We start from the raw sequence: 22546 nt of genomic DNA, 5'->3' as shown, positions 1-22546 counted from the left end.
GCCGCTCCTTCGGGAGTGGCCTTTTTTCTGTCCGGCTTCGCCTATTCGGCGGCCATGCGGGGGAGGGTGACGTCGCCGGCTCCGGTTGCGACGGCGGCGATGATCGCTTCGAGCGCGCTCACCAGTCCAGCGAAGTCCCTCGTGAGGGCGAGGCTCGACTCGTTCATATAAAGCGACCGATTGACCTCGATCTGCAGCGCGTGGCGCCCCAGATTCGGCTCGCCGTAATGCTCGGTGATGAAGCCGCCGGCATAGGGCTTGTTGCGCACCACGCGGAACCCATGCGCCTGAAATTGCGCCTCGAAGGCGGCGATCAACGCGGGGCCGCATGCGGTCCCGTACCGATCGCCGAGCACCACGTCGGCCTTCGCCTCGTCGCGGCCGAGGCTCGTGGACGGCATGGAATGGCAATCGATCAGGATGCAGTGGCCATGGGCCTTGGCCGTGCGCTGGATCAATCCGCGCAGGATGCGATGATACGGCTTGTAGAGGGTTTCGATCCGCGCCACCGCTTCGTGCGCGGCGATGCGGCCGGGATAGATCTCCTGCCCGTCCGCGACGATGCGGGGCACGGTGCCGAGACCGCCGGCGACCCGCATGGAGCGGGTGTTGGCGTAGGGCGGCAGCCGCCCCTCGAACATCCGCGGGTCGAGCTCATAGGGCTCGCGGTTCACATCCAGATAGGCGCGGGGGAAGTTCGCGCGAAGCAGCGGCGCGCCGAGCCGCACCACAGGCGCGAACAGCCGGTCGACATGCGCATCCTCCGAGCGTCGCAGGCTCAACCCGTCCAGGCGCGAGGCCGCGAGGAAACTCGGCGGGTAGACCGCGCCCGAGTGCCCGGTGTTGAACACGAAGGGAATGGAATGGCTCGTGGGTTCGTCCACCGCGAAGGGCGGGTCGAACAGGGCGGCGGGCCCGGTCGGCCCTGACGTTTCCGTGTCGGAGATTGTCATCGTCGGCGTGGACGCTCCGGCTGCGATCCCGTATCCGTCTCGCGCAGTCTGAGGCGCAGATTCGCCTCTGTCCACTGGCTGCGCGCTCCGTTGCGGCGACACAACGGCCAGTGGCTAATCAAGTTGCCGTACCTGCTACGGTTACATGTTGTTTACCAAGCCGTCCCTTTATGGGATCAACGCTTCGATTCGAGGTCTCGGAACCGTCCGATGAAAATTCTGCTGGCGGAAGACGACAATGACATGCGCCGGTTCCTCGCCAAGGCGCTGCAGAACGCAGGCTACGATGTGCTCTCGTTCGACAACGGCCTTTCCGCGTACAACCGCCTGCGGGAGGAGCCGTTCGAGCTTCTGCTGACCGACATCGTGATGCCGGAGATGGACGGGATCGAACTGGCCCGCCGGGCGACCGAGCTCGATCCGGACATCAAAGTGATGTTCATCACCGGCTTCGCCGCCGTGGCGCTGAACCCGGATTCGAAGGCCCCGAAGGACGCCAAGGTCCTGTCGAAGCCCTTCCACCTGCGCGATCTCGTCAACGAGGTCGAGAAGCTGCTGGCGGCCTGAGCCCTCGCGGCTTCCGGCCGTGACCGCACGGCCATAGGCAAGTTCCGCGCGAAGCCCCTATATGGGGGGACTTCCGCGCGGGACGCAGCGACGATGCAGCCGGTCACCATCTACACCACTTCCTGGTGCCCCTATTGCGCCGCGGCCAAGAGCCTGTTGTCGCAGAAGGGTGTCACGTTCCAGGAAATCGACGTGGAGCGCGCTGCCGGCGCCCGTGCGACGATGGTCGAGCGGGCAGGCGGGCGCACGAGCGTGCCGCAGATCTTCATCGGCGCGACCCATGTGGGCGGCTGCGACGATCTGTACGCCCTCGATCGCTCCGGCAAGCTCGATCCCCTGCTGAAGGCCCCAGCCGATGCCTGAGCGCTTCATCGCCGCCTGTGTGCAGATGCGGTCGGGGCGTGATCCGGCTGCAAACCGCGACGCGGCCGTCGCCGGCCTGCGCGAGGCGGCGGGGCAGGGCGCGCGCTACGTCCAAACGCCTGAGATGACCTCGCTCGTCGAGCGCAGCCGCGAGCGGTTGTTCTCCGTCGTGACCGACGAAGCCTCGGACCCGACGCTGTCCGCCCTCCGCCAGACGGCACGGGAGGTCGGCGCCTGGGTTCATGTCGGCTCCATCGCCGTGCGCAATGGCGAGAAGATCGCCAACCGCGCCTTCCTCGTCGACCCGGAGGGAGGGATCGCCGCCTCCTACGACAAGCTGCACCTGTTCGACGTGGATTTGCCGAGCGGCGAAAGCTGGCGCGAATCGTCGACCTATACCGGTGGCGGTTGTGCCGTTCTGGCCGAGACACCGCTCGCGGCATTCGGCCTCACGATCTGCTACGATATCCGCTTCCCCGCGCTCTACCGCTCGTTGGCAGAGGCAGGCGCGACCGTCCTCACCGGCCCCGCCTGCTTCACCCGGCAGACGGGCGAGGCGCACTGGAACGTCCTGCAGCGGGCACGGGCCATCGAGACCGGCTCCTTCATGGTGTCGGCCGCACAAGGCGGTGTTCACGAGGATGGCCGCGAGACGTATGGCCATTCGATCATCGTCGATCCGTGGGGTCGGGTGCTCGCCGAAGGGGGAACCGAGCGGGGGGTCATCCTGGCCGAGATCGACCTGTCCCTCGTCGCCGATGCGAGGGCACGCATTCCATCCCTGCGGCATGCCCGGCCATTCACCGTCGAGCGGGTCGGAACACCGTCCTGAGCAACCGAACCACACGCGAATGATCCGGTACAATTTGGTCTGCGAAGCCGCTCACGGCTTCGAATGCTGGTTTCCCTCGTCGGATTCCTACGAGGGGCAAATTTCGCGCGGCCTCGTCTCCTGCCCGCACTGCGGCAGCGCGTCCGTCTCGAAAGCGATGATGGCGCCCATGGTGGCGCGGACGGACCGCGCCACCGCCGCCGTGGCCGCGCCTGTGGCAGATGCTCCGGTGCGGATGATCTCGGAGCCGGAGCAGAAGCTCCGCGACATGATCAAGGCGCTGCACGCGCACGTGGCGGCCCATTCCGAGCATGTCGGAGAGCGTTTCGCCGAAGAGGCGCGGAAGATCCATTACGGCGAGGCCGAGGGTCGCTCCATCCACGGGCAGGCAAGCCTGGACGAGGCCCATGCCTTGATCGAGGAAGGCATCGGCGTCGCGCCCCTCCCGATGCTGCCGGAAGACCGGAACTAGCGCCGCGCCGCCACCGTCCCCGCCAGCGAGGCGAGGGCGAAAGAGATGAGCGCGCTCCAGCCGGCGAGCGAGACACCGAGGACGCGCAGGGCCGCGACGGAGCAATCGACCACCCGCACGGTCTGAAGCGAATTCATGAAGTCGCTGACGGCGGTGGGGTTGGCACCCGTCCCGCCGCCGCAATCGGTCGGCCCCGGCCAGAAGCCCCATTCGGCGCCCGCGTGATAAACGCCGACACCCGCGCCGTAGAGCAGGCCGAGCGCGGCGAGTCCGAGGGCGAGGCGGGCAAGCCGCTCCGGCGCGAACAAGGCGACGAGGCCGAGCGGCACCGCCGCGTAATAGGGCAGTCGCTCGGTCAGGCAGAGCTTACACGGCACATAGCCGTAGCCGTATTGCAGCACGAGGGCGGCGCCGACCGTGACCGCCGCGCCGAGGGCGAGCCACAGGCCGGCTGTCTTGAGGCGAAGGGCAGCTGTCGTATCCATCGCTACAGGATCACCTTGAACAGGACGAAGCCGAGGACGATCACCGCGACGGAGATAGCGGCCACGGCATTGAGATGCCTGTCGAGCACGCCGCGGATCTGCACGCCATAGCGGCCGAGCAGGGCGGCGAGGATGAAGAACCGCGCGCCCCGGGTGATGATCGACAGCACCGTGAACCAGAACAGGCTGTAATGGGCGAGACCCGAGGTGATGGTCACGAGCTTATAGGGGATCGGCGTGAGCCCCTTCAGCAGGATCACCCAATGGCCGTACTCGGCGTACGAGCGCTGGAAGGCATCGGCCGAGTTCTGCAGCCCGTAGAGCTTGATCAGCCATTCGCCCAAAGTGTCGAACAGCAGGGCGCCGATCGCGTAGCCGACCAGGCCACCGAGCACCGAGCATAGCGTTGCGACGGCGGCGTAGAAGTACACCCGGTCCGGACGGCTCACGGCCATCGGCACCAGCATCGCGTCCGGCGGAACGGGGAAAAACGAGCTTTCCGCGAAGGCCACGGCCCCGAGGACGTAGGGCGCCGAAGGCCGGTCGCTCAGGGCGAGGATCCAGGCGTAGAGCCGCCGCAGCATCAAGTCGTCCGAAGGGTGCGAGGGAAGCGGCGCTCCTTCAAGCACAGGCTACAGCGTAACGCCAGAGAGGCGAAGACCGAGAGAAATGACTTGGCCGCAGCGCCCGACCTGTGCGAAGAGCGCCTCCGCGCGGGTATGGCGGAACTGGTAGACGCGGGCGACTCAAAATCGCCAGCCGCAAGGCGTGGGGGTTCGATTCCCTCTACCCGCACCACAAGCAGGCTCACTCGTCCTCGGCCAGATCCCGAAACTCGATCTGCACGCTGCTGTAGAGCCGCTTGAGCCACATCTGCGCTTCAGCCAGCTTGGCCCTGTTCAATTCCGTTTCCTCCTCCGCCCGGCGGGCGCGGGCATCGGCCATCTGCGCCGCAAGCTCGGCCCGCTCGGCGCGCAGATGCGCGTCCCGTGCCGCCGATTCCGCGAGGCGCAGCCGACGCTCCGCGTCCTCCAAACGCTGCATCGTGCCGTCGAGGACGGCTTGGGAATGCTGCACCACGTCCTGGGCAAAGCGACGGGCCTGACGCGTTCGCGATCCGATATCGCGAATCAACTCGATCGCACCGGGCCAATTCGGCTCCTCGGCGTCGGGATCGGCCTGCCGGGAGGGCTCCGGAAAGAGCTGCACGATGCCGAACCTTTCACCGTCACTCCGTATCGGAGCGAGGAGCTGACGCAAGCTCGGGCGCGGCGTGGCATCCTCGTCGAGGGAAACGTCACCCGGGACGGCCGGGCGATCCTGAAGGCCGCGCGACATCAGCTGACAACCTCGCCGTTGGCGGAGAACTCGTTGAAGATCGTATCGTGGATCTGCTTCAGCCACGACTCGGAGATGCGGGCGCGTTCCTCGGCTTGCTCGGCCCGCGCTTCGGCGGCACGGATCCGCTCCATGGCGGCGATCTGGGCCTCGGATACTTGTGCCTCCGCCGCCCGAACCCGCTCCTCCGCCATCCTCATGTCGGCACGGGCGCGTTCCAGCAGCTCCTCGACATGCGTTTCCCGTTCACGGGATTGCGCCTCGACCTCGCGGACGCGGATCGCCGTGGAGCGGATGCGGTCGATCAGAGCGGACCAATCGGTATCGGACTCACGCATCGGCGGTCTCGGTAAATCGTCGTCAATGGAAGAACCGAATGCCCTCAAGATCGTGGCAATGCTACCGGCCGAGGGTGAAGTAGCAGTGCCGGACACGGCCGGCGCCTGAAAGTCTTCACGCTCGAATCGCAGTTTCTTCACGGGATTGATGTTCGGAAACATGACTGACGACGACCGCAGATAGGCAGAGCTCGACGGTGAGCCATGTCGTTAATTTTGTCTGAATTTGGCCACCGCTCAAGTCCCCGATGGCTCTCCGATCGAAGTTTTCCCTGATTTCGAGGGCTTCGGCCTCGTACAATCAGAATGACAGTTAATTCTCGTCATGCCACGAGAGCTTTTGTTTCCGTATGCTCGGCACGGCGGCGGGCCAGCGCGCTAGGGTTGTACGGGGCAATCGATCCGGTGCCCGGGCCGCGTCGATGTGGACATTGCCGGTTTGCAATCTTTCCAGCCAAAACGAAAAATGTGATCAATCGTCAGGTGTAGACGGAGGGCCCACGCAGCCGGGCGGCGAGGGCGGCCAATTCCGGCACCGCAGGCAAGGATGGGATGAACACCTACGCCATCGGCGATATCCACGGTTGCTACGATGGCCTACGTCTCATCCTCGAGCGCGTCGCGGCCCATTCCGGCGATGATCCGCGCCGGATCGTTCTATTGGGCGATTACGTCAATATCGGCCCAGATTCCAGCAAAGTTCTGGATATGCTAATCGACACGCCCGGGCTCACAGCATTGCGCGGACACCATGACATGATGCTCCTCGCGGCCGCGAGGGGCGACAACCGTTCCGTGTGGAATTTCGAGTATAACGGTGGCGGCGAGACACTCCGCAGTTTCGGGGTCGCGAAGGCGAGCGAAATTCCGCCGCGCTACATCGAATTCCTCCGGCAGAAGCTGCTCCGTTACGTCGAAGACGAGCACCGGGTTTTCGTGCACGCCTCCATCGATCCCACCGTCGGCGAGATGGCCTATCAAGACGATACGATGCTTCTTTGCGCCCGGGCTCCCCTCGCGCCATCGCCCGGTTTCGGCGCGCCCTACCTCGTCCATGGCCACTTTCCGCAAGCCGATGGCCTGCCGGAGATTTTGCCGCATCGCTGCAACCTCGATACCGACGGCTGCCGGACGGGCGTGTTCACGTGCGGCGTCTTCGACGAGTCGCAGCCCGACCCCATCGACATCATCCAGATCCGTTAGCTGGGCCGGTTCGGGCAGCTGCACGACGGCGGCGGCGAAGGTTGCAAATATGCAACAAGCCGCTTCATCTCGATAAACGACTTCCTTATCCTTATGGGGCGGCATCGATGGCCGAATATCGCCACACTAAGACTTGAGATGCGACCAGCGATACTGGCATTATAAGACGCGAGAGCCCCTCCGCCGGCCGCCGCGACCTCTCGAAACGCCTTCATGGGTGTTCACAGCGAGCGTGGACTCACTGGTCTTGATGCCGGTTCATCAATAGGGTCTCTCGATCGCGCGAAACGAGGGGTGGCCGGTTCGTGGCTCAGCGCGGAGGAGATCAGGCAATGGCTTGGATGCCGATCAAGCGCCTGCTGGGGCAGGGATCGGGATCGTCGGATTCGTCGCGGAAGCCGGACTCTGCGTGGCTGCCGGAACTGGAAGTAGACGCGATCCCGCCGGCCGCGAAGCGCCAGCCATCCCCGTCGCCCCAGCAGCAGCGTCCGGCCCAGCCGCCGCGTCAGCAACAGCCGGCTTCGCCGCCGCGTCAGCAACAGCCGGCTTCGCCGCCGCGTGAGCGCAAGACCGAAGAGTATGAAGAGTTGCGCCAGCCCCCGCGCGAAGCTCCTCGCAGGCAACAGGAGGAGCCGGTGCCGCCACAGGCGCATCCCTACAGCGCGTTCGATGCCATCGGCCAGCGCAGCGAGATGGTTCGCGTCCGCATCAGCCAGATGATGGAGCGGCTGGACGATCTGAAGTCCCTCCAGTCGGATTTCGCCCAGATCCTCGAGCCCCTGGCCGGTGTGGCGGACGAGCTTCCGCAGGCCAAGATCAAGATCGCCGAACTCGAAGTCCTGCTCGCCCGCGAGCAGGAGCACATGCGCAACCTCCACCGTGAGCTGAACGAGGTGAACGGCCGTGCCGCCACTTCGTCCAACGAGCTTGCCGCGGCCTCGACGGAGTTGCAGCGCCTTGAGGCGCAGCTGCGCGAGCGCGACGCCGAGAACGAGGAATTGCGTCTGCGGATGCGCGACCGGACGGTCGCCGTCGAGAACTTGGAGCGCCAGATCTTCGCGGAAACGGAGCAGGTCCGCGCGCTCACCGGCGAGAACAAGTCGCTGCGCATCGAGGCTCAGGCGGCCGACCAGGCGATGACCCGGGCCGAGCGCGAGCTGAACGACCTCAGCGAGCGGTTGAGCCTCAGCGAGCAGGACGCCCGCCGCCTTCAGGCGCTCGCCGGTGAGCAGGCGGTCCGGCTGTCGGAAGCCGAGGCGCGGGTGGTCGAGTTCACCCAGCAGATCGAGGTGCTGCGCCAGCGCAACCGGGACTTGGAGGCGCAACTCGCCACCGAAACCGCGACGCGGGAGCGTGGCGAGAGCCAGTTCGAGTCCGAGATGGCGGCGATTCGCGCCGACCGGGCGAACCTCGCCATGAAGCTCGACGCATCGCTGGGCCGCGCCTCGACGCTGGAACAGCTTCTCGCCCAGGCCCGCAGCCAGCTGCGCGAGCGCGAGGAGACCTCCCGTACCTCCGACCGGACGCTCAAGGAACTCCAGATCGAGCGGACGACCATCGACCGGCGCCTCGAAGGGTTGCAGGCCGAGCTTCAGCGGCAGACCGAACGCGTTTCCGAGATCCAGCGCCTCCGCGCCGAAGCGGACAGCCGCGCCGACATGCTCAGCAAGGCACTGGCGGCCAAGGAAGTCGCGATGGAGCAGTCCCAGACGCGGGTGAGCGCCCTGGCCGACCGGATGGAGCAGTTGGGCCGCCGGCACGAAGGCGAGAAGGCCGAGCTTCAGGCCGCCAACCGCCGGCTGGTCGAGGAACTTCAGAACGAGCGGTCCGAGCGGGCGCTGGCGCAGGGCGCCCTCGACATCGCCCGCGAAACCCGCGCCTCATTGCAGAAGCAGCACGAGACCTTGAAGCGCGCCGTGCGCAATCTCCACGGGGTCGATCCGGCCACGCTGCTTGGGATTTCGACGCCCGAGCCGAAGGCCGAGCGCGCCGAGGAAAGCAACGTTACTCCTTTCACGCCGCCGGAGCGCGAGGGACGTGACACGAAGTCCAATAACGACATGAATGCATGAGTTGGTCACCATGATGGAACAGGTCCGCATGCCCATCGAGGACGACGCCGACGCGGCGGCCTACGCCGCCCTCAAGGCTCACGCTGCCGCGGCCGCCGCTGCGGCCGAGGCCGTCCAGAATTTCGAGCCGATCCCGCTGCCGGGGAACGTCTCGTTCTTTCCGTCGCAGCCTCCGTCGAGTGAGGGCGGTCCGGTCCGTGACTTCAAGTCGGCCATCGATCTCATCAAGGAAGCGAGCGAGGCGATCCGCTTCTCCGAGGAGCGCGCGGTCGAACTCGAGCAGCAATTGCATCAGGTCAGCAGCCGCTCGGTCGAGCAGGTGAAGGCCCTGGAACTTCAGGTCGCGGCGCTGGAGCGCCGGCTGATCAAGTCCGAGGAGCGCGCCCGCGCCGCCGAAGTCCGCGCCAACGATGCGGAAACCTGGCTGTCGCGGCTGCACGATACGATCATCACGAGCTTCCGCCGCCCGCTTCATCCCGGCGAGGGCGAGTCGCACTGAGGTCGACCCGCCGGAGGTCGTGCGGGAGCGGCGCCGATGGGGCGCCGTGAGAGAAGCCAGCGGGCGTCCGCACGGTCGATCGATCGTGGGGCCGCCGTGGTAGCGTCGAGCGAACAGGGCGGCCCGCCTCCCGGACCGATCCTGAAGTGAGCGGCTTTGCGATCGAAGGCGGGGCGGGACGATGGTCGAGAGCAACCGGGTGATCGAGACGCTGGAGAGAAACGCGGATTCGACGCCGCTTCTCATGGCATCGTCGATGCGCAAGGACATGAAGGCCCTCAGCCCTATCGAGCGCGGGCCCGGTTCGGACCTGGCTAAGTCGCTTAAGCGGTTCGGCCACGAGGAATGGGTCGCCGTCTGCGAGCGCATCCAGGACGCCGCCGAATACATTCAGGAGATCGAGGCGAGCCGGCATCAGCAGGAGATGCAGGCTCAAAAGATCTTCGCGAACATGCAGGACGAGATCGCCGCCGCCAATGCCCGGGCGCTCGCGGCCGAGCGGATGTTGCAGGATGTGCAGCACCGGGCGAGCAACGTGGTCAAAAGCCTGGAGGAGAGGCTTCAGGCCGCCGAGGACCGCGCCCGCGAAGCCGAGGATTGGCTGACCCGCATCTCCGACGCGGTGCGCTCCAACCTCAACTTCCCCTGATCGAAGCCGGCCTCAGGCGGCACGGATCCGGGACGGTTTCGTCTCGATGGCCATGGCGTTGCCGCGCCAGACGACGCCGCTGCGCATCCAGGCGAGGGTCCAGACGAAGGGGATGAGCAGATCGCGGGCGATGAACGCCGCGATGAGCGCCGGCGAACGCAGCCAGCCGGCGCGGAGGGCGAGCAGGTATTCCCCGCCATAGGTCAGGGCGACCATCACGCCGAGGCCGAATGTCACCTCCTCCGAACGGATGTAGAGGGCGGCCAGCAGGCAGGGCACGAGCATCCCGCTCGCGATCTCGGGCGCGAAGAACAGCGGAAACGTCACGCGGCGCAGGCGGGCCCAGCGGATCTGCCGAGACCAGATCTCGGCGAAGCTGCGCCGGCCCAGCGGTTGTGAGAACGGCGCGGCGACGAGGTTCACCCGACGCCCGGCCGCCCGCACGATCTTGGTGGCGGCGGCGTCCTCGGCGATCTCGGCGGCGAGCGCCCGGATGCCGCCCACGGCATCGAGGAAGGGGCGGTGCCAGAGCATGCTCTTGCCCTGGGCGAAGCCGAGGCCGACCGCCTCGCCGGCATATTGCCAGCGCGCCTGCAAGGTGTTCAGGAACGCGCATTCCACGAGCGCCCAGAACCCCTCCGGCCGGGCGCCGATGGGCGTCGCGCAGACGAGGCCCGTGTCGGGGCGCCACGCGGCCTGCAAGGTCTGCAGGTAATCGGGGGGCATCAGCACGTTGGAATCGGCGAGCACGATCCAGTCGTGGGTGGCGGCATCCCAGCCGCGCACGCAATTGTTGAGCTTCGGATTGTCGCTGACCCGCTCTTCCCCGACGATGACCCGCGCCTTGATGTGGGGATGCCGGACGATGAGGCGCCTCACGAGGGGCAGCACCGGATCGCCGGCCTCGGCCACGCAGAAGATCAGTTCATAATCGCGATAGGCGAGGCGGAAGCCGCTCTCCAGGGTCTCCTCGCTGAACCGCTCGAGCCCGCAGACCGGGCGGATCAGGGAAACCGGAGCCCCTTCCGGGAAGGTCGAGGAGCGCATGGGCCGCCGAAGGCGGGACCCGGCCAAGGCGAAGCTGGTGAGGTTCACCAGAGTCATCGCGATGCAGGCCGCGAGCGCCAGGGATACGCCGTCCAGCGCGCTGATCATGCAAGAGAGCCGTCGGCGCCGGACCGGGCGCGTCGTGGGAGCGCACCTGCGCCCGTGGCGTCCGGCTAACAGCCGCAGCATATCAGTTGTGTGACGCGGTGCGGCTCTCTCCGGCGTCCCCCTTCGACACGTTGCGAGAGGCATGCGACCCCCCATCTGCTTCCATCCGGCCTACGAGGCGCCGCTCCCCGAAGGCCACCGCTTTCCCATGCGCAAGTACGGCTTGCTCGCCGAGGCCATCAGGGCGCGAGGGCTCGTGCCCGATGGCTTCGTGACGCCGGAGCCGGCGAGTGCGAAGATGCTCGAACGGGCGCATGACCCGGCCTATGTCGCGGCCATCCTTGCCTGCGACGTGCCGAGGGCCATCGAGCGGGAGATCGGATTGCCGGTCAGCGAGGCGCTGGTCCGCCGCTCGCGGGCGAGCGTCGGGGGCACCGTGCTCGCCGGTCGGCTCGCGCTGAAGCTCGGCTTCGCGGGAAGCGCGGCCGGCGGCAGCCATCACGCGCGGCGGGCGCAGGGCGCGGGCTTCTGCGTGCTCAACGACGTGGCGGTGGCAGCGCTCACGCTCCGCGAGGAAGGTCTGATCGGCCGGGCGATGGTGGTCGATCTCGACGTGCACCAAGGCGATGGCACCGCCGATTGCCTGGCGCGCGAGCCCGACCTGTTCACCCTCTCGGTCCATTGCGAGCGGAACTACCCGTCGCAGAAGATACCCGGCGATCTCGATATCGGCCTGCCCGATGGGCTCGATGACGGCGAATACCTCGCGGTGATCGAGGCGCGCCTGCCGCCCCTCCTCGATGCGTTCCGGCCGGACATCGTGTTCTACAATGCCGGGGTGGACCCGCACCGGGACGACAGGCTCGGCCGGTTGAGCCTGTCGACCGATGGCCTGCGGGCCCGCGATCGGTTCGTTGTGCGAGCGGCACGGCTGCGGGGCATCCCCATCGTGGGGGTGATCGGCGGCGGCTATTCAACCGATGTCGAGGCTCTGGCCGCGCGTCACGCCCTGGTCTTCGAGGCGCTGGCGGCCGAGGCGGCGGAAGCCTGAGGCTTCCCGGCCACGGCCCTTGTGCAATGCGGTGAAATCGTCCTGTCGTAAGGGTTTGAGAAGGTCCGGGACCGAGGATCCCGGTTGCGACGCCCGGTGCCGTGAGATGGCCCGGGTGCGTTCAACCGGGGCGCCGTCGAGGTTCGGCCATGTTCGCGCGGGTCTGGGAAGCGGTCAAAGCGACGTTGGCGGTCGCCGCGCTGATCGCCGCCGCGCTGATTTCGGCGGACAAGCTCGACCGCCAGAAACCGGCTCCGTCGCGCGACGCAGCCCTGGTCGAGCCCATCGTGACGGGCGCGATTCTCCCCGCGCGGTGATCAGCCCGGCGGGATGCGGCCGACCGAGCACAGGGTGCGCATGGTGCTGCTCGCCGGGTCGGCATAGCAGCTCGCGGACCATCCGTTCTGCTGGATGAAGGACTTGCGCCCCTCGGAAAGGGCGGTGCGGTAGGCCTTCGCGATGATCGGCTCCACCGTCGAGGCGGATTCGCCGATCAGGATCTCGGAAGCTGTCGAGAGTTCGCGGAAGAACGTCGCCGAGGGCTGCGGCTCGGCCGAGGTCGCCTGCACGATGGGCTCGGCCCGGCAGGTCACGTCGAACTTGTTCGGTCCCGGCAGGCGGATGTCGATGCTCGGGCCGGAGCGCCGCCCGACCTTGCCGCCGATGGCGGTTGCAATCTGTCTCGTGAGATCGTCGCACTCGTCGGCATGGGCCGCGAGGGGGGCCAGGGCGAGGCAGGCGGCAAGGAGGATCGGCAGGCGCGGCATGGGGGTGTTCGTCCCTTCGGTCTGGTGTCGTTCTGGCGTGCCGGAGAGGCGCTGTCGAGGCCCCTTGGATGGATCCAGGCCCTTGAAACGATGGGGCTCTTTTGCCAAATCAGCCCTCCCGCCACAGGAGTGATGAATGGCTGAGCAGACCACCGAACAGACGTATTATGGGCTCACCCTCGCGCAGCACCGCGAACGCATCAAGAAGCTCGGTGCCGAGAAGGGTCTTCAGGGTGAGCATCTCGAGCGGATCACCGCCAAGGCCCTCGAGATGCTCCCGACCATCCGCCTGGATGAGTCGTCCCATCGTTGATGTTTAGTGGAAGTCGCGGCTGCGATAGGGTTGCCGGTCTGTCGGCGCCCCGAAATCGGTGGTCTCCGCCGGTAGCCGCAGCCCGGCTTCCCGCAGGTCCCGCAGGGACTCGGTGAGATCGCGAAACCCCTCGGCGACGAGGTGGACCACCTCTCCGGCCCTCTGGACCCGACCCCGAACCGCCAGGAACCGTGCCTGCATGGCGATCCGGCGGTTCGCCTCGAACACCTTCTTCCAGACGATGATGTTGGCGATGCCGGTCTCGTCCTCGATGGTGAGGAAGACCACGCCCTTCGCCGTACCCGGACGCTGACGCACCAGCACGATCCCCGCCACCGTGGCCCGCATCCCCTGGGGCAAGGCGGGGTCGAGATGGGCGCGGGCGGTGATGGCGCCGATCCGCGCCAGGCGCTCCCGGAAGAACGCCACCGGATGGCCGCGCAAGGACAAACTGGTCGTGGCGTAATCGTCGGCGACGGTCTCCGAAGGGGCCATCGCCGGCAGGTCCGCCGCCGGCTCGTGCCGGAACAGGCCGTCATCGGCGTGCCACGCGAAGAGCGGCAGCGGCGCGTCCAGCAATTCGGCACGGCGCCCGTCCCCGGCATGGGCCGCCGCGTCCCGGCGCGACAGCCCTTCCAGCGCCCGCACCGCCCAGAGCGCATCCCGCCGCGAGAGGCCGAGCGCCCGGAACGCATCCGCCTCCGCGAGCCGTTCCAACACGTTGCGCGGCAGGGCGAGGGAGGCCTGCAACCCTTCGATGCTGGCATAGCCGTTGGCCCGCAGCCGCACGAGCCGGCGCATCGCGCCCTCGGGCAGGCCGGTCACCAGCCGCAGACCGAGGCGGACGGCGTGCAGGCGCGGCGTCTCGGCGGGTTCCAGGGTGCAATCCCATTCGCTGGCGTTCACGCAGACATGGCGCACCTCGACGCCATGGGCGCGGGCGTCGCGGACCAATTGCGCCGGCTGGTAGAAGCCCATCGGCTGCGCGTTGAGGATCGCGGCCAGGAACACATCCGGGTGGGCGCATTTCATCCACGCCGAGGCGTAGACGAGGAGCGCGAAGCTCGCCGCGTGGCTCTCGGGGAAGCCGTAGGTGGAGAAGCCGCGGATCTGCGCGAAGCATCGTTCGGCGAAGGCCTGCGGGTAGCCGCGCCGGGTCATCCCGCCCACGAACTTCTCCGCGAAGCCGCCGATCGAGCCGACATGGCGGAACGTCGCCATGGCCCGCCGCAGGCCATCGGCTTCGGCCGGGGAGAAGCCCGCCGCCGTGATGGCGATCTGCATGGCGTGCTCCTGGAAGAGCGGCACGCCGTAGGTCTTCTTCAGCACCTCCTCCAACTCGTTCGCCGGTCCGTGATCCGGGTGCGGGGCCGGGTACACCACCGGCTCCTGCCCGCAGCGGCGCTTCAGATAGGGGTGGACCATGTCCCCCTGGATCGGGCCGGGGCGGACGATGGCGACCTGCACCACGAGGTCGTAGAATTCCTTCGGCTTCAGCCTCGGCAGCATCGACATCTGCGCCCGGCTCTCGACCTGGAACACGCCGACGGAATCGGCCTTCGACAGCATGGCGTAGGTGGCAGGATCCTCCCTCGGCAGGTCGGCGAGCGTCGGGTAGTCGATGCCGTGGTCGCGCTTCAGGAAGTCGAGCCCGCGCTTCAGGCAGGTGAGCATCCCCAAAGCCAGCACGTCGACCTTCATCAGGCCGAGGACGTCGATGTCGTCCTTGTCCCACTCGATGAAGGTCCGGTCGGGCATCGCGGCGTTGCCCACGGGGACGGTCTCGTCGAGGCGCCCGCGCGTGAGGACGAACCCGCCGACATGCTGCGACAGGTGCCGGGGGAAGCCGATCAGTTGCAGGGCGAGGTTCAGGGCCTGCCGGAGAGCCGGGTTGGCGGGGTCGAGCCCGGTCTGCATGACATGGGCGTCGGGCAGATCCTTGCCCCAGGACCCCCAGACCGTATCCGCGACGGAGGCGGCCACGTCTTCCGACAGGCCGAGCACCTTGGCGACCTCGCGGATCGCCATGCGCGGCCGGTAATGGATCACCGTCGAGCACAGGGCCGCCCGCTCGCGGCCGTAGCGCTCGTAGAGGTGCTGGATCACCTCCTCCCGCCGCTCGTGCTCGAAATCGACGTCGATGTCCGGCGGCTCGCCCCGGTTCTCGGAGATGAAGCGGGCGAAGAGCAGCCGGTGCTTCGAGGGATCGACGGCGGTGATGCCGAGGCAGAAGCACACGGCGGAATTGGCCGCCGAGCCGCGCCCCTGGCACAGGATGCCCTTGTCGCGGGCGAAATCCACGATCTGGCTGATCGTGAGGAAGTAATGGGCGAACTTCATCTTCGCGATGAAGGCGAGTTCCGTCTTCAACGTCTCCTCGACGCCGTTCGGAATGCCGTCCGGGTAGCGCCAGTAGCGGGCGCGGTGCCACGTCTTCTCTTCCAGATAATCCTGAGCCTGACGGCCGGGGGGCACGGGCTCGTCCGGGTATTCGTAGTGGAGTTGCGACAGCTCGAAATCGCAATGGGCTGCGATCTCGGCGGTACGCGCCAGGGCCTCGGGATGGTCGCGGAACAGCCGCGCCATCTCGGCTTCGGGCTTCAGATGCCGCTCGGCATTGGCTTCCAGGCGATAGCCCGCCGCGTCGAGGGTGCAGCCCTCGCGGATGCAGGTCAGCACGTCCTGCAACGGGCGCCTGTCCGGGTGGTGGTAGAGGGCATCGGCCACGGCGACCATCGGCGTTCCCGTGCGGCGGCCGATCTCGTCGAGGAGCCGCAGGCGCAGGCGCTCGTCCCCCCGGCGGCGATGGCTGGCGCCGAGCCAGACCCGGCCGCTCGCGGCGGCGGCCAGGGCTTCGAGGCGGGCGAGGAAGCCGGCCTGCGGTTCCGGCCGGCGCCCCGTCGGGAGGGCGATGAAGACTTGGCCTTGGGCGGCCTCCAGCATCTCCGTGAAGGAGAAGCGGCACTCGCCCTTGCGCGCCCGCCGGTTGCCGGCGGTGAGCAGGCGGCAGAGGCGCCCCCAGGCCTCCCGGTCCATCGGATAGGTCAGGGCCTCGAACCCGTCTTCCGTGACGAGGCGCACGCCCGGCAGGAAGGGGATCGGCGTGCCCTCCTTCTCCATCTGCAATGCAGCCGAATGCCCCCGTACCAGCCCGGCGACGGTGTTGCGGTCGGCGATGCCGATCCCCGCGAGGCCGTAAGCCGCCGCCTGGACCACGTATTCCTGCGGGTGCGAGGCGCCGCGCAGGAAGGAGAAGTTGGTGGTGGCGCCGAGTTCGACATAGCCGCTCACGGGAACATCCCGTGGACGAACCATGCGGCCGGGCGCTCCGGCCCATGCGGCCCGTCCCGGTAGAGCCACAGGCGGCGACCGGCCTCGCACTCGATGCGGTAATAGTCGCGCGGCTCGGCCTGCTCGCGCCACCATTCGGGGGCGATGCGCTCCGGTCCCTCGGCGCGGGCGACCCGGTATTCCCGCGCGCGCCAGCGGAAGCGGTGGGGCGGCCCGTCCGGCGCCGTGGCGAAGACGTCCTGCGCGGCCTCGCTGCGGGCGAAGAGCACCAGCGGCCGGGCCGGGAGAATGGCCGGATAGGGCAGGGGCGGGGTGACCCACGAGACGATGCCTTCCGCTCGTTCGGGCACGTGGCTCTCGCGCGGGGCGAGCCGCTGAAGCCGCCGGCCGATGCGCTGGGCGATGGTATCGGCGAGGTTCGCGACCCGCTCACCCGCGCCGGAGCCGCCGAGGGCGGCTTGTTTCGCAACCATGGGTTCGGCGGAGGTGACGGCGAGGTCCACGGTCTCGAAGCCGAACCCGGCATCGAGGCCGGCGCCGAGCCGTTCGAGCCGCAGCCCGATCAGCGCGGCGATGCGCTCCGGGCTGCGCTCCGGCCGCGACAGGCCGAGATCGAGGGCGCGCACGGTCCCATCGACCCGGTGCAGGGTGAGGCGCAGGGCGCAGGCGCCGAGCCCGGCCCGTTCGAGCCGGGTGGCGATCTCGTCCATCAGCGAGCGGGCGGCGGCGACCACGTCGGATTGCCGCCCGATCGGATCGAGGAAGCCGCGCGCGGCCGAGAAGGTGCGGGCCTCGTCGAGGGGCGCCAGGGGCTCGGCTCGGCGGCCATAGGCCTGATCGAGCCGCAGCAACGGCGCCAGCCCGAAGCGCCGGGCGAGACCGGCGCGGGGCAGGGACTCGACATCGGCGATCCGGCGCAGGCCGAGGCGCCGCAACCCTGCGGCGATATCGGCTTCGAGGCGCAGCGCCTCGACGGGGAGGGGGGCGATATGCGCGGCGTGCTCGCCGGGAGGGACGATCAGAGTGGGGATCGTTGCGGAATGCGGCAGAGAAGCAATCGCAGGCTGAAATCCCTCCCCCCTTTGCGAGGGAGGGTGGCCCCCGAAGGGGGTCGGGAGAGGGGAGCGACGGTGCAGGATCGAGCACCGATCCTCACCACGGGCGCGTCTTGTCCTGAAGCGGGGTTCCCCTCTCCCCCCCTGCTCCGCAGGGTACCCTCCCCCACAGAGGGGGGAGGGAGAGCGGAGGGGGCTGGTCGCGACTTCCGCAACAATCCCCGCAGGCGGGGAGAGGGGAACCCGTGCGGTTCCGTTTCGGGCCACGGCGAAGGCCGCGCCCATCGTGTCGGCCAGCGCGATCCGCGCCGGGATCCGCGCCCGGGCGAGGCGCCCGGCAAGATCGTCGAGCAGCGCCGCCTCGCCCCCATGGAGATGGGACGCGCCCTCGATGTCGATGAAGAATCCGTGGCACCCCTCGGCCGGGCCGAAGGGCGCGACGCTGGGGGCGTAGCGCATCGCCCAGCGGCACAGGCGGTGCAGGGCATCCCGCTCGGCCTCCGGGTCGGCCGGGTGGACGCGCAGGGGCACCCCGATCCGCGCGCGGACCCGGCCCAGCAACTCCCCGACCGCCAAGCCGAGGGCACGCGCCCGCGTGTCGAGGGCGACGAGGCGCAGGCCCCCCGGCCCGACGGCGGCGACCGCGTGCGGTCCTTCCTCAGGGGCGAGCCCGGCCCGCTGAAGCCGCGTCATCGGCCAGTCGCTCAGGCAGATGCAGACGATTCGCGGCACTATCCCACTCCACCAGCCAGGATCCGCCGCGCCCGTTGCGGCACCGTTCGAGGCGCACCCGCCAGCGCGGGGCGTGAAGGCCGCCGAAGCGGTCGGCCCCGGCCGGAGCAGGGGCGACGCGCCAGCGGGTCGCTGCCCCGTTGGGCAGCCCGGTCCCGGCTTGGCGCAGGACGAGGAGGAGGGGCGGCTCGCCGGTCTCGGCGGCGAGTTGCAGGCGCCGCCCCGCCTTCAGCGGCATTCCCTCGCCCACCAGCCCGATGAGCGCGGACAGGCAGTTCGCGTGGAGCGCGGCTTCCAGGGCGCGGAACACCTCCCCATCGCCCCCCGCTTCCAGCAGCAGGAGGCGCCCCGGATCGAGCCCCAGCGAGGCGAGGCCGTGGCCGTAGGGCAGGGGGTGCCCGGAAGAGGCGATCATCGCCTCGCGCGGCACCTCCGCGAGGCGGCGGGCACAGAGGGCCAGGGCGAAGGCCAGGGCGGCGATGGCGTCGCCGGGCTCGGCGGGAGCGATCTCGTGAGGCGGCCCCAGGACGAGCCCGCCGCCTGGCAGGTGCGCGTCGATCACCGGATGCCCGAGGGGCATGATCCTGGTCTCTCGGGAGGGCTCGGCGGAAAGCTCCGCCCGAAGCCGGGCCAAGCGGTCTTTCGCGCTTGCCGGGTTCGGGGGGCTCGTCGGCGCCTGTGCCATCGTCATCGGGTCCAGTCATGCTCCGAGATAGGAACATAACGGGAACAAACTCAACCGGCTCCGTGACCGTTCCTGAATCTCATGCCATGCCAGCGGCTTGGCCTGTGGACTGGTGTGGATGGCTGTGGACGCCCCGCCGGGACGCATCCTTCCACAACCCTAAGGATGAGAATCTATCATCCGAACGGCATCTCGGAACGATTCATTCGTGATCGTCTGCGAATGTGTGCCCCGGAAGAGCAGTCTATCTCGAAATCAAAGCTTAACGCGTTCGCGTCAAAAAGCTCAAATTTACGATAGATCATCGTTATCTTTGACAAGCCACCGGCGCGGCGTATGTGTACAACCTCCAATAGAGGACAGCGCAATGGTCTCCGATGAAGTCATTCGGGACATCCTTCGGCAGAACGAAGCCATGTCCGGGATCGTAGACAGTTTGGGCGAAGACGAAGACCTGTTCGAGAAAGGTCTCGATTCCTTCGGCTCCGTTCAGCTGATGCTGGCCCTGGAGGAACGCTTCGAGGTCGAGTTCCCCGATACGCTCCTGAACCGCCGTTCCTTCTCGACCATCCGCATCATCCGCGAGACGGTCTCCAAGCTCTCCATGGGGGCCGCCGCGTGAGCGACCTCACTCGCCGGGCGAAGCGCGTCGCAGAGGTCGCCGCGCTGCACGCCGATGCGGTCGACCGCGAGGGCCGTTTCCCCGCCGAGGCCGTGGCCGCCCTGAAGGCCGAGCGCCTGCTCGGGCTTCAGGTGCCGAGCCAGTATGGCGGCGAAGGCGCCGGCCTCGCGCAGATCGCCGAGGTGTGCTGCACCCTCGGGCAGGCGTGCAGCGCCTCCGCGATGGTGTTCGCCATGCACCACATCAAGCTCGCGAGCCTCGTCACCCACGGGCTCACCAGCGATTGGCATTGCGGCCTGATGGCCAAGGTGGCCAACGAGCAACTGCTCATCGCCTCCTCGACCACCGAGGCCGGCATCGGCGGCGACCTGCGCAACAGCCTGTGCGCCGTCGAGGCCGAGGGCGACCTGTTCAACCTCGGCAAGGATGCCAGCGTCATCTCTTACGGCGCGCAGGCTGACGTGATCCTCGTCACCGCCCGGCGCAACCCGGAGGCTCCGACCTCCGATCAGGTCCTCGTCGCCCTGATGCGCGACCAGATGAGCCTGAACCGGACCTCGACCTGGGACACGCTCGGGATGCGCGGCACCTGCAGCGAGGGCTTCCGCCTGGAAGCCAAGGGCGTGCCGATCGTCCAGGTCCTGCCCAAGCCCTTCGCCGAGATCGCGGCGCAATCGATGCTTGCCTCCTCGCACCTCCTGTGGAGCGCGGTGTGGTTCGGCATCGCGAGCTACGCCGTGGACCGGGCGCGCAGCTTCGTCCAGGGCGAGGCCCGCCGCCGCCCCGGCACCGTGCCGCCGAGCGCCATGCGCCTCGCCGAGGCCGCCAGCGCCCTGCAATCGATGAAGGCCACCGTCCTCTCCGGCCTGCGCAAATACGAGGGCGCCCAGCACGAACCGGACGAGCTCAGCTCCATCGGGTTCGCCGTGAGCCTCAACAACGTCAAGACGACCGCCTCCAGCATGGCGGTCGACATCGTGCAGCGATCCCTCGGGATCGTCGGGATCTCCGGCTACCGCAACGACACGCCGTTCAGCCTCGGCCGCCCGCTGCGCGACGTGATGTCGGCGCCGCTGATGATCGCCAACGACCGCATCCTTTCCAACACCGCCAACCTCCTGCTCGTGCAGAAGGGCGGCGGCCAGCTCCTGAGCGCCTGATGGACAGCCTGCCCGCCCTCGACGCCGACACCTCCACCGAGGTGCCGCAGGATTCCACCACCGTGGAATCCCCGACCTTCCTCGACCGGCTGTTCGATGCCGGCCTTCTCGTCCGCACCGGTATCGATGGCCTCTACGGCCGCAGCGGCGCGTTCGAATCCGTCGTCGAGGCACTGGACCGTCTCGTCTCCCGCCTCGGCGCGGAGGACGGCGCCGAGGTGATGCGCTTCCCGCCGGGCATGAGCCGGGCGACCTTCGAGCGCAGCGGCTACCTGAAGGGCTTTCCGCATCTCGCGGGCACCGTTCACAGCTTCTGCGGCAACGAGGCGGACCATGCCCGCCTGCTGGCCTGCGTCGAGGCCGGCAAGGACTGGACCGACAAGCAGGCCGCGACCGACATCGTGCTGACGCCGGCCGCCTGCTACCCGCTCTACCCGACGGCCGCCGCCCGTGGCCCGCTGCCGGAAGGCGGCCTGCTGTTCGATCTGCAATCCTACTGCTTCCGGCACGAGCCCTCGCTGGAGCCGACCCGGATGCAGCTGTTCCGGATGCGCGAATACGTGCGCATGGGCAGCCCGGACGAGGTTCTGGCCTTCCGCGAGCAATGGCTCGACCGGGGCACCAAGATGATGGCCGGCCTCGGCCTGCCGCTGGCGGTGGACCTCGCCAACGATCCGTTCTTCGGCCGCGCCGGCAAGATGCTCGCCAACAACCAGCGTAACCAGAACCTGAAGTTCGAGCTGAACGTGCCGGTCAACAGCGTCGAGAAGCCGACCGCCTGCCTCAGCTTCAACTACCATCAGGACCATTTCGGCACGACCTGGGGCCTCACCCAGGCCGATGGCAGCGTCGCGCACACGGCCTGCGTCGGTTTCGGGCTGGAGCGGATCACCCTCGCGCTGCTGCGCCACCACGGGCTCGACCTCGCCCGCTGGCCGGCGGACGTCCGCGCGACGCTCTGGGGCTGAGCGACGTGTCCGCCAGCCTCGCCATCCGTGAAGACGGGACGGAGGCGCCCGCCTATGCGGCGCATCCGCTCCATGGGCAGGATCGGGCCTGGCCCGAGACCAACTGCTACGTCGACCTCTGGATCGAGCTTCTGCATCATCGCGGGCTCGCGCCGGAGGCGATGCTCGGCTTCACGGTGAGGCAGGATTTCGAAGGCGACCAGTTCACCTTCTTCAAGCCGTCCATGGCCGAGATCGAGGCGCTGTACGGCCTGCGCCTCGATGAGCTCGCGGTCTATGACGGGCTCGAAGGCCACGCCCTGATCCAGGCCGCGCGCGGCAACGTCGTGCTGGTGGAGGTGGACGCGATCTTCCTCCCCGACACGGCGGGCACGACCTACGGCCGCGAACATTCGAAGACCACGATCGGCATCCTCGCCATCGACAAGGCGGGCCGCCGGCTCGACTACCTGCACAATGCCGGCCGCTTCACGCTCTCGGGCGAGGATTACGACGGCATCTTCGCCGAGACGACGTTGCCCCCCTATGCCGAGTTCGTGCGGCGAGTGGCCGATCCGGTGCCGGCGGAGGGCCTGCCCCACATCGCCCTCGGCCTTCTGCGGGACAACCTTCGGCGAGCACCCCGGCGCAACCCGGTGAAGGCTTTCGCGGGCGCCCTGGCAGAGACCGGCGACGGATTGGTGGTGCGCCCGCTCTCGGTGTTCCACAAATACGCGTTCAACACGACGCGCCAGCTCGGCGCCAATTTCGAGATGCTCGGCAGCCACCTCGCGTGGCTGACGGCCTCCGGCGCGGGCGACTTCGCCGCCGCCGCCGAGGCCGCGACCCGGCTCGGCAGCGAGGCCAAGGCGTTCCAGTTTCAACTGGCCCGCGCCTTCGCCAAGCGCAGCGCCGCCGGCCTGCCGCAGCGCCTCGACAAGGCCGCCGAGACCTACGACGCGGTCTTCTCCTCCCTTCGCAACGCCCTGGTCTGAGC

The 22546-nt window shown here is 68.3% G+C and carries 25 protein-coding genes and 1 tRNA gene; 16 read left to right on the top strand and 10 right to left on the bottom strand.

Annotated elements, in window-relative coordinates; translation table 11 throughout:
* Positions 1-41: 41 nt before the first annotated feature.
* On the bottom strand, positions 42-953 hold the full coding sequence (locus ACS5Q7_RS03800; protein WP_478338097.1) for an N-formylglutamate amidohydrolase: 912 nt from the start codon (positions 951-953) through the stop codon (positions 42-44).
* A 210-nt stretch (positions 954-1163) separates the two neighbouring features.
* Between ACS5Q7_RS03800 and cpdR the strand changes: the two genes are divergently transcribed.
* The 4 genes from cpdR (at position 1164) to ACS5Q7_RS03780 (ending at position 3187) form a co-directional block, all read left to right on the top strand.
* The gene (gene cpdR / locus ACS5Q7_RS03795) at positions 1164-1520 is read left to right on the top strand and encodes a cell cycle two-component system response regulator CpdR (protein WP_003603128.1); all 357 of its coding nucleotides are present in this window, start codon (positions 1164-1166) and stop codon (positions 1518-1520) included.
* 93 nt (positions 1521-1613) lie between these two features.
* Positions 1614-1883 carry a glutaredoxin 3 gene (grxC, locus tag ACS5Q7_RS03790; RefSeq protein WP_478338096.1) on the top strand — a complete coding sequence of 90 codons (270 nt, stop codon included), beginning with the start codon at positions 1614-1616 and terminating at the stop codon, positions 1881-1883.
* Positions 1876-2715: a carbon-nitrogen hydrolase family protein gene (locus ACS5Q7_RS03785; protein ID WP_478338095.1), complete on the top strand. Its 840-nt coding sequence runs from the start codon at positions 1876-1878 to the stop codon at positions 2713-2715. The genes grxC and ACS5Q7_RS03785 overlap by 8 nt, the downstream gene beginning before the upstream one ends.
* Positions 2716-2734: 19 nt before the next feature.
* Positions 2735-3187 carry a DUF1178 family protein gene (locus ACS5Q7_RS03780; protein ID WP_478338094.1) on the top strand — a complete coding sequence of 151 codons (453 nt, stop codon included), beginning with the start codon at positions 2735-2737 and terminating at the stop codon, positions 3185-3187.
* On the opposite strand, the gene ACS5Q7_RS03775 is transcribed toward ACS5Q7_RS03780, so the two are convergent.
* Together ACS5Q7_RS03775 and ACS5Q7_RS03770 are read right to left on the bottom strand one after the other, a co-directional pair.
* Positions 3184-3672: a disulfide bond formation protein B gene (locus ACS5Q7_RS03775; RefSeq protein ID WP_478338093.1), complete on the bottom strand. Its 489-nt coding sequence runs from the start codon at positions 3670-3672 to the stop codon at positions 3184-3186. The genes ACS5Q7_RS03780 and ACS5Q7_RS03775 overlap by 4 nt on opposite strands.
* Before the next feature lie 2 nt (positions 3673-3674).
* Positions 3675-4256 (bottom strand): YqaA family protein, encoded by a 582-nt coding sequence (locus tag ACS5Q7_RS03770; protein ID WP_478338092.1) that lies wholly within the window; start codon positions 4254-4256, stop codon positions 3675-3677.
* Positions 4257-4385: 129 nt separating this feature from the next.
* Here ACS5Q7_RS03770 and ACS5Q7_RS03765 point away from each other — a divergent pair.
* Positions 4386-4470, top strand: a tRNA-Leu gene (locus ACS5Q7_RS03765).
* 9 nt (positions 4471-4479) lie between these two features.
* On the opposite strand, the gene ACS5Q7_RS03760 is transcribed toward ACS5Q7_RS03765, so the two are convergent.
* A complete protein-coding gene (locus ACS5Q7_RS03760) occupies positions 4480-4881 on the bottom strand; it encodes a hypothetical protein (RefSeq protein WP_478338091.1) in 402 nt (133 codons plus the stop codon).
* Positions 4882-5009: 128 nt separating this feature from the next.
* On the bottom strand, positions 5010-5510 hold the full coding sequence (locus ACS5Q7_RS03755) for a hypothetical protein (RefSeq protein WP_478338090.1): 501 nt from the start codon (positions 5508-5510) through the stop codon (positions 5010-5012).
* Between the two features lie 390 nt (positions 5511-5900).
* Here ACS5Q7_RS03755 and ACS5Q7_RS03750 point away from each other — a divergent pair, with 390 nt between their 5' ends.
* From ACS5Q7_RS03750 to ACS5Q7_RS03735, 4 genes are all read left to right on the top strand, one after another.
* Positions 5901-6551, top strand: coding sequence for a metallophosphoesterase (locus ACS5Q7_RS03750; protein WP_478338089.1), 651 nt, complete (start codon positions 5901-5903; stop codon positions 6549-6551).
* 635 nt (positions 6552-7186) lie between these two features.
* Positions 7187-8623, top strand: a complete 1437-nt coding sequence (locus ACS5Q7_RS03745; protein WP_478338088.1) for a chromosome partitioning protein ParA — start codon at positions 7187-7189, stop codon at positions 8621-8623.
* Positions 8616-9122, top strand: a complete 507-nt coding sequence (locus ACS5Q7_RS03740; RefSeq protein ID WP_478338087.1) for a hypothetical protein — start codon at positions 8616-8618, stop codon at positions 9120-9122. Before ACS5Q7_RS03745 ends, ACS5Q7_RS03740 begins: the two co-directional genes overlap by 8 nt.
* A 181-nt stretch (positions 9123-9303) precedes the next feature.
* A complete protein-coding gene (locus ACS5Q7_RS03735) occupies positions 9304-9771 on the top strand; it encodes a hypothetical protein (protein ID WP_478338086.1) in 468 nt (155 codons plus the stop codon).
* A 12-nt stretch (positions 9772-9783) separates the two neighbouring features.
* On the opposite strand, the gene ACS5Q7_RS03730 is transcribed toward ACS5Q7_RS03735, so the two are convergent.
* Positions 9784-10926 carry a ceramide glucosyltransferase gene (locus ACS5Q7_RS03730; protein ID WP_478338085.1) on the bottom strand — a complete coding sequence of 381 codons (1143 nt, stop codon included), beginning with the start codon at positions 10924-10926 and terminating at the stop codon, positions 9784-9786.
* Between the two features lie 142 nt (positions 10927-11068).
* On the opposite strand from ACS5Q7_RS03730, the gene ACS5Q7_RS03725 reads away from it, so the two are divergent.
* Together ACS5Q7_RS03725 and ACS5Q7_RS03720 are read left to right on the top strand one after the other, a co-directional pair.
* Positions 11069-11977, top strand: a complete 909-nt coding sequence (locus ACS5Q7_RS03725; protein ID WP_478338084.1) for a histone deacetylase family protein — start codon at positions 11069-11071, stop codon at positions 11975-11977.
* A 149-nt stretch (positions 11978-12126) separates the two neighbouring features.
* Entirely contained in the window at positions 12127-12294 is a 168-nt protein-coding gene (locus ACS5Q7_RS03720) for a hypothetical protein (protein ID WP_478338083.1), read from the top strand.
* Here ACS5Q7_RS03720 and ACS5Q7_RS03715 read toward each other — a convergent pair whose 3' ends face one another.
* Positions 12295-12744: a hypothetical protein gene (locus ACS5Q7_RS03715; protein WP_478338082.1), complete on the bottom strand. Its 450-nt coding sequence runs from the start codon at positions 12742-12744 to the stop codon at positions 12295-12297. It lies immediately after the preceding gene.
* A gap of 136 nt (positions 12745-12880) precedes the next feature.
* Here ACS5Q7_RS03715 and ACS5Q7_RS03710 point away from each other — a divergent pair, with 136 nt between their 5' ends.
* Entirely contained in the window at positions 12881-13057 is a 177-nt protein-coding gene (locus ACS5Q7_RS03710; protein ID WP_238248866.1) for a hypothetical protein, read from the top strand.
* A 3-nt stretch (positions 13058-13060) separates the two neighbouring features.
* Here ACS5Q7_RS03710 and ACS5Q7_RS03705 read toward each other — a convergent pair whose 3' ends face one another.
* Genes ACS5Q7_RS03705 through ACS5Q7_RS03695 form a run of 3 tightly spaced genes read right to left on the bottom strand, consistent with a single transcriptional unit; the run spans position 13061 to position 18715 of the window.
* Entirely contained in the window at positions 13061-16372 is a 3312-nt protein-coding gene (locus ACS5Q7_RS03705) for an error-prone DNA polymerase (RefSeq protein ID WP_478338081.1), read from the bottom strand.
* Complete coding sequence (locus ACS5Q7_RS03700; RefSeq protein WP_478338080.1) at positions 16345-18096, bottom strand: DUF6504 family protein; 1752 nt, start codon at positions 18094-18096, stop codon at positions 16345-16347. The genes ACS5Q7_RS03705 and ACS5Q7_RS03700 overlap by 28 nt, the downstream gene beginning before the upstream one ends.
* Positions 18062-18715: an ImuA family protein gene (locus ACS5Q7_RS03695; RefSeq protein WP_478338079.1), complete on the bottom strand. Its 654-nt coding sequence runs from the start codon at positions 18713-18715 to the stop codon at positions 18062-18064. Before ACS5Q7_RS03695 ends, ACS5Q7_RS03700 begins: the two co-directional genes overlap by 35 nt.
* A 472-nt stretch (positions 18716-19187) precedes the next feature.
* Here ACS5Q7_RS03695 and ACS5Q7_RS03690 point away from each other — a divergent pair, with 472 nt between their 5' ends.
* The 4 genes from ACS5Q7_RS03690 to ACS5Q7_RS03675 are packed head-to-tail and all read left to right on the top strand — an operon-like array spanning position 19188 to position 22544.
* Positions 19188-19442: an acyl carrier protein gene (locus tag ACS5Q7_RS03690; RefSeq protein ID WP_478338078.1), complete on the top strand. Its 255-nt coding sequence runs from the start codon at positions 19188-19190 to the stop codon at positions 19440-19442.
* A complete protein-coding gene (locus ACS5Q7_RS03685; protein WP_478338077.1) occupies positions 19439-20602 on the top strand; it encodes an acyl-CoA dehydrogenase family protein in 1164 nt (387 codons plus the stop codon). Before ACS5Q7_RS03690 ends, ACS5Q7_RS03685 begins: the two co-directional genes overlap by 4 nt.
* A complete protein-coding gene (locus tag ACS5Q7_RS03680) occupies positions 20602-21570 on the top strand; it encodes an amino acid--[acyl-carrier-protein] ligase (protein WP_478338076.1) in 969 nt (322 codons plus the stop codon). Before ACS5Q7_RS03685 ends, ACS5Q7_RS03680 begins: the two co-directional genes overlap by 1 nt.
* Before the next feature lie 5 nt (positions 21571-21575).
* Positions 21576-22544, top strand: coding sequence for a DUF1839 family protein (locus ACS5Q7_RS03675; protein ID WP_478338075.1), 969 nt, complete (start codon positions 21576-21578; stop codon positions 22542-22544).
* Positions 22545-22546 lie beyond the last annotated feature (2 nt).

The sequence above is a fragment of the Methylobacterium sp. Gmos3 genome (genome assembly GCF_056430985.1).
The sequence above is the reverse complement of the archived record's forward strand: the minus strand, read 5'-3'. Positions and strand labels throughout refer to the sequence as shown.

Coding starts and splice junctions, on each gene's coding strand:
- ACS5Q7_RS03775 (WP_478338093.1), bottom strand. CDS start 3,672: ATGGATACGACAGCTGCCCTTCGCCTCAAGACAGCCGGCCTGTGGCTC.
- ACS5Q7_RS03785 (WP_478338095.1), top strand. CDS start 1,876: ATGCCTGAGCGCTTCATCGCCGCCTGTGTGCAGATGCGGTCGGGGCGT.
- ACS5Q7_RS03770 (WP_478338092.1), bottom strand. CDS start 4,256: ATGCTGCGGCGGCTCTACGCCTGGATCCTCGCCCTGAGCGACCGGCCT.
- ACS5Q7_RS03715 (WP_478338082.1), bottom strand. CDS start 12,744: ATGCCGCGCCTGCCGATCCTCCTTGCCGCCTGCCTCGCCCTGGCCCCC.
- ACS5Q7_RS03705 (WP_478338081.1), bottom strand. CDS start 16,372: ATGGTTCGTCCACGGGATGTTCCCGTGAGCGGCTATGTCGAACTCGGC.
- ACS5Q7_RS03680 (WP_478338076.1), top strand. CDS start 20,602: ATGGACAGCCTGCCCGCCCTCGACGCCGACACCTCCACCGAGGTGCCG.
- ACS5Q7_RS03755 (WP_478338090.1), bottom strand. CDS start 5,510: ATGTTTCCGAACATCAATCCCGTGAAGAAACTGCGATTCGAGCGTGAA.
- ACS5Q7_RS03710 (WP_238248866.1), top strand. CDS start 12,881: ATGGCTGAGCAGACCACCGAACAGACGTATTATGGGCTCACCCTCGCG.
- ACS5Q7_RS03740 (WP_478338087.1), top strand. CDS start 8,616: ATGCATGAGTTGGTCACCATGATGGAACAGGTCCGCATGCCCATCGAG.
- grxC (WP_478338096.1), top strand. CDS start 1,614: ATGCAGCCGGTCACCATCTACACCACTTCCTGGTGCCCCTATTGCGCC.
- ACS5Q7_RS03720 (WP_478338083.1), top strand. CDS start 12,127: ATGTTCGCGCGGGTCTGGGAAGCGGTCAAAGCGACGTTGGCGGTCGCC.
- ACS5Q7_RS03695 (WP_478338079.1), bottom strand. CDS start 18,715: ATGCCCCTCGGGCATCCGGTGATCGACGCGCACCTGCCAGGCGGCGGG.
- ACS5Q7_RS03780 (WP_478338094.1), top strand. CDS start 2,735: ATGATCCGGTACAATTTGGTCTGCGAAGCCGCTCACGGCTTCGAATGC.
- ACS5Q7_RS03700 (WP_478338080.1), bottom strand. CDS start 18,096: ATGACGCGGCTTCAGCGGGCCGGGCTCGCCCCTGAGGAAGGACCGCAC.
- ACS5Q7_RS03800 (WP_478338097.1), bottom strand. CDS start 953: ATGACAATCTCCGACACGGAAACGTCAGGGCCGACCGGGCCCGCCGCC.
- ACS5Q7_RS03725 (WP_478338084.1), top strand. CDS start 11,069: ATGCGACCCCCCATCTGCTTCCATCCGGCCTACGAGGCGCCGCTCCCC.
- ACS5Q7_RS03730 (WP_478338085.1), bottom strand. CDS start 10,926: ATGATCAGCGCGCTGGACGGCGTATCCCTGGCGCTCGCGGCCTGCATC.
- cpdR (WP_003603128.1), top strand. CDS start 1,164: ATGAAAATTCTGCTGGCGGAAGACGACAATGACATGCGCCGGTTCCTC.
- ACS5Q7_RS03750 (WP_478338089.1), top strand. CDS start 5,901: ATGAACACCTACGCCATCGGCGATATCCACGGTTGCTACGATGGCCTA.
- ACS5Q7_RS03735 (WP_478338086.1), top strand. CDS start 9,304: ATGGTCGAGAGCAACCGGGTGATCGAGACGCTGGAGAGAAACGCGGAT.
- ACS5Q7_RS03690 (WP_478338078.1), top strand. CDS start 19,188: ATGGTCTCCGATGAAGTCATTCGGGACATCCTTCGGCAGAACGAAGCC.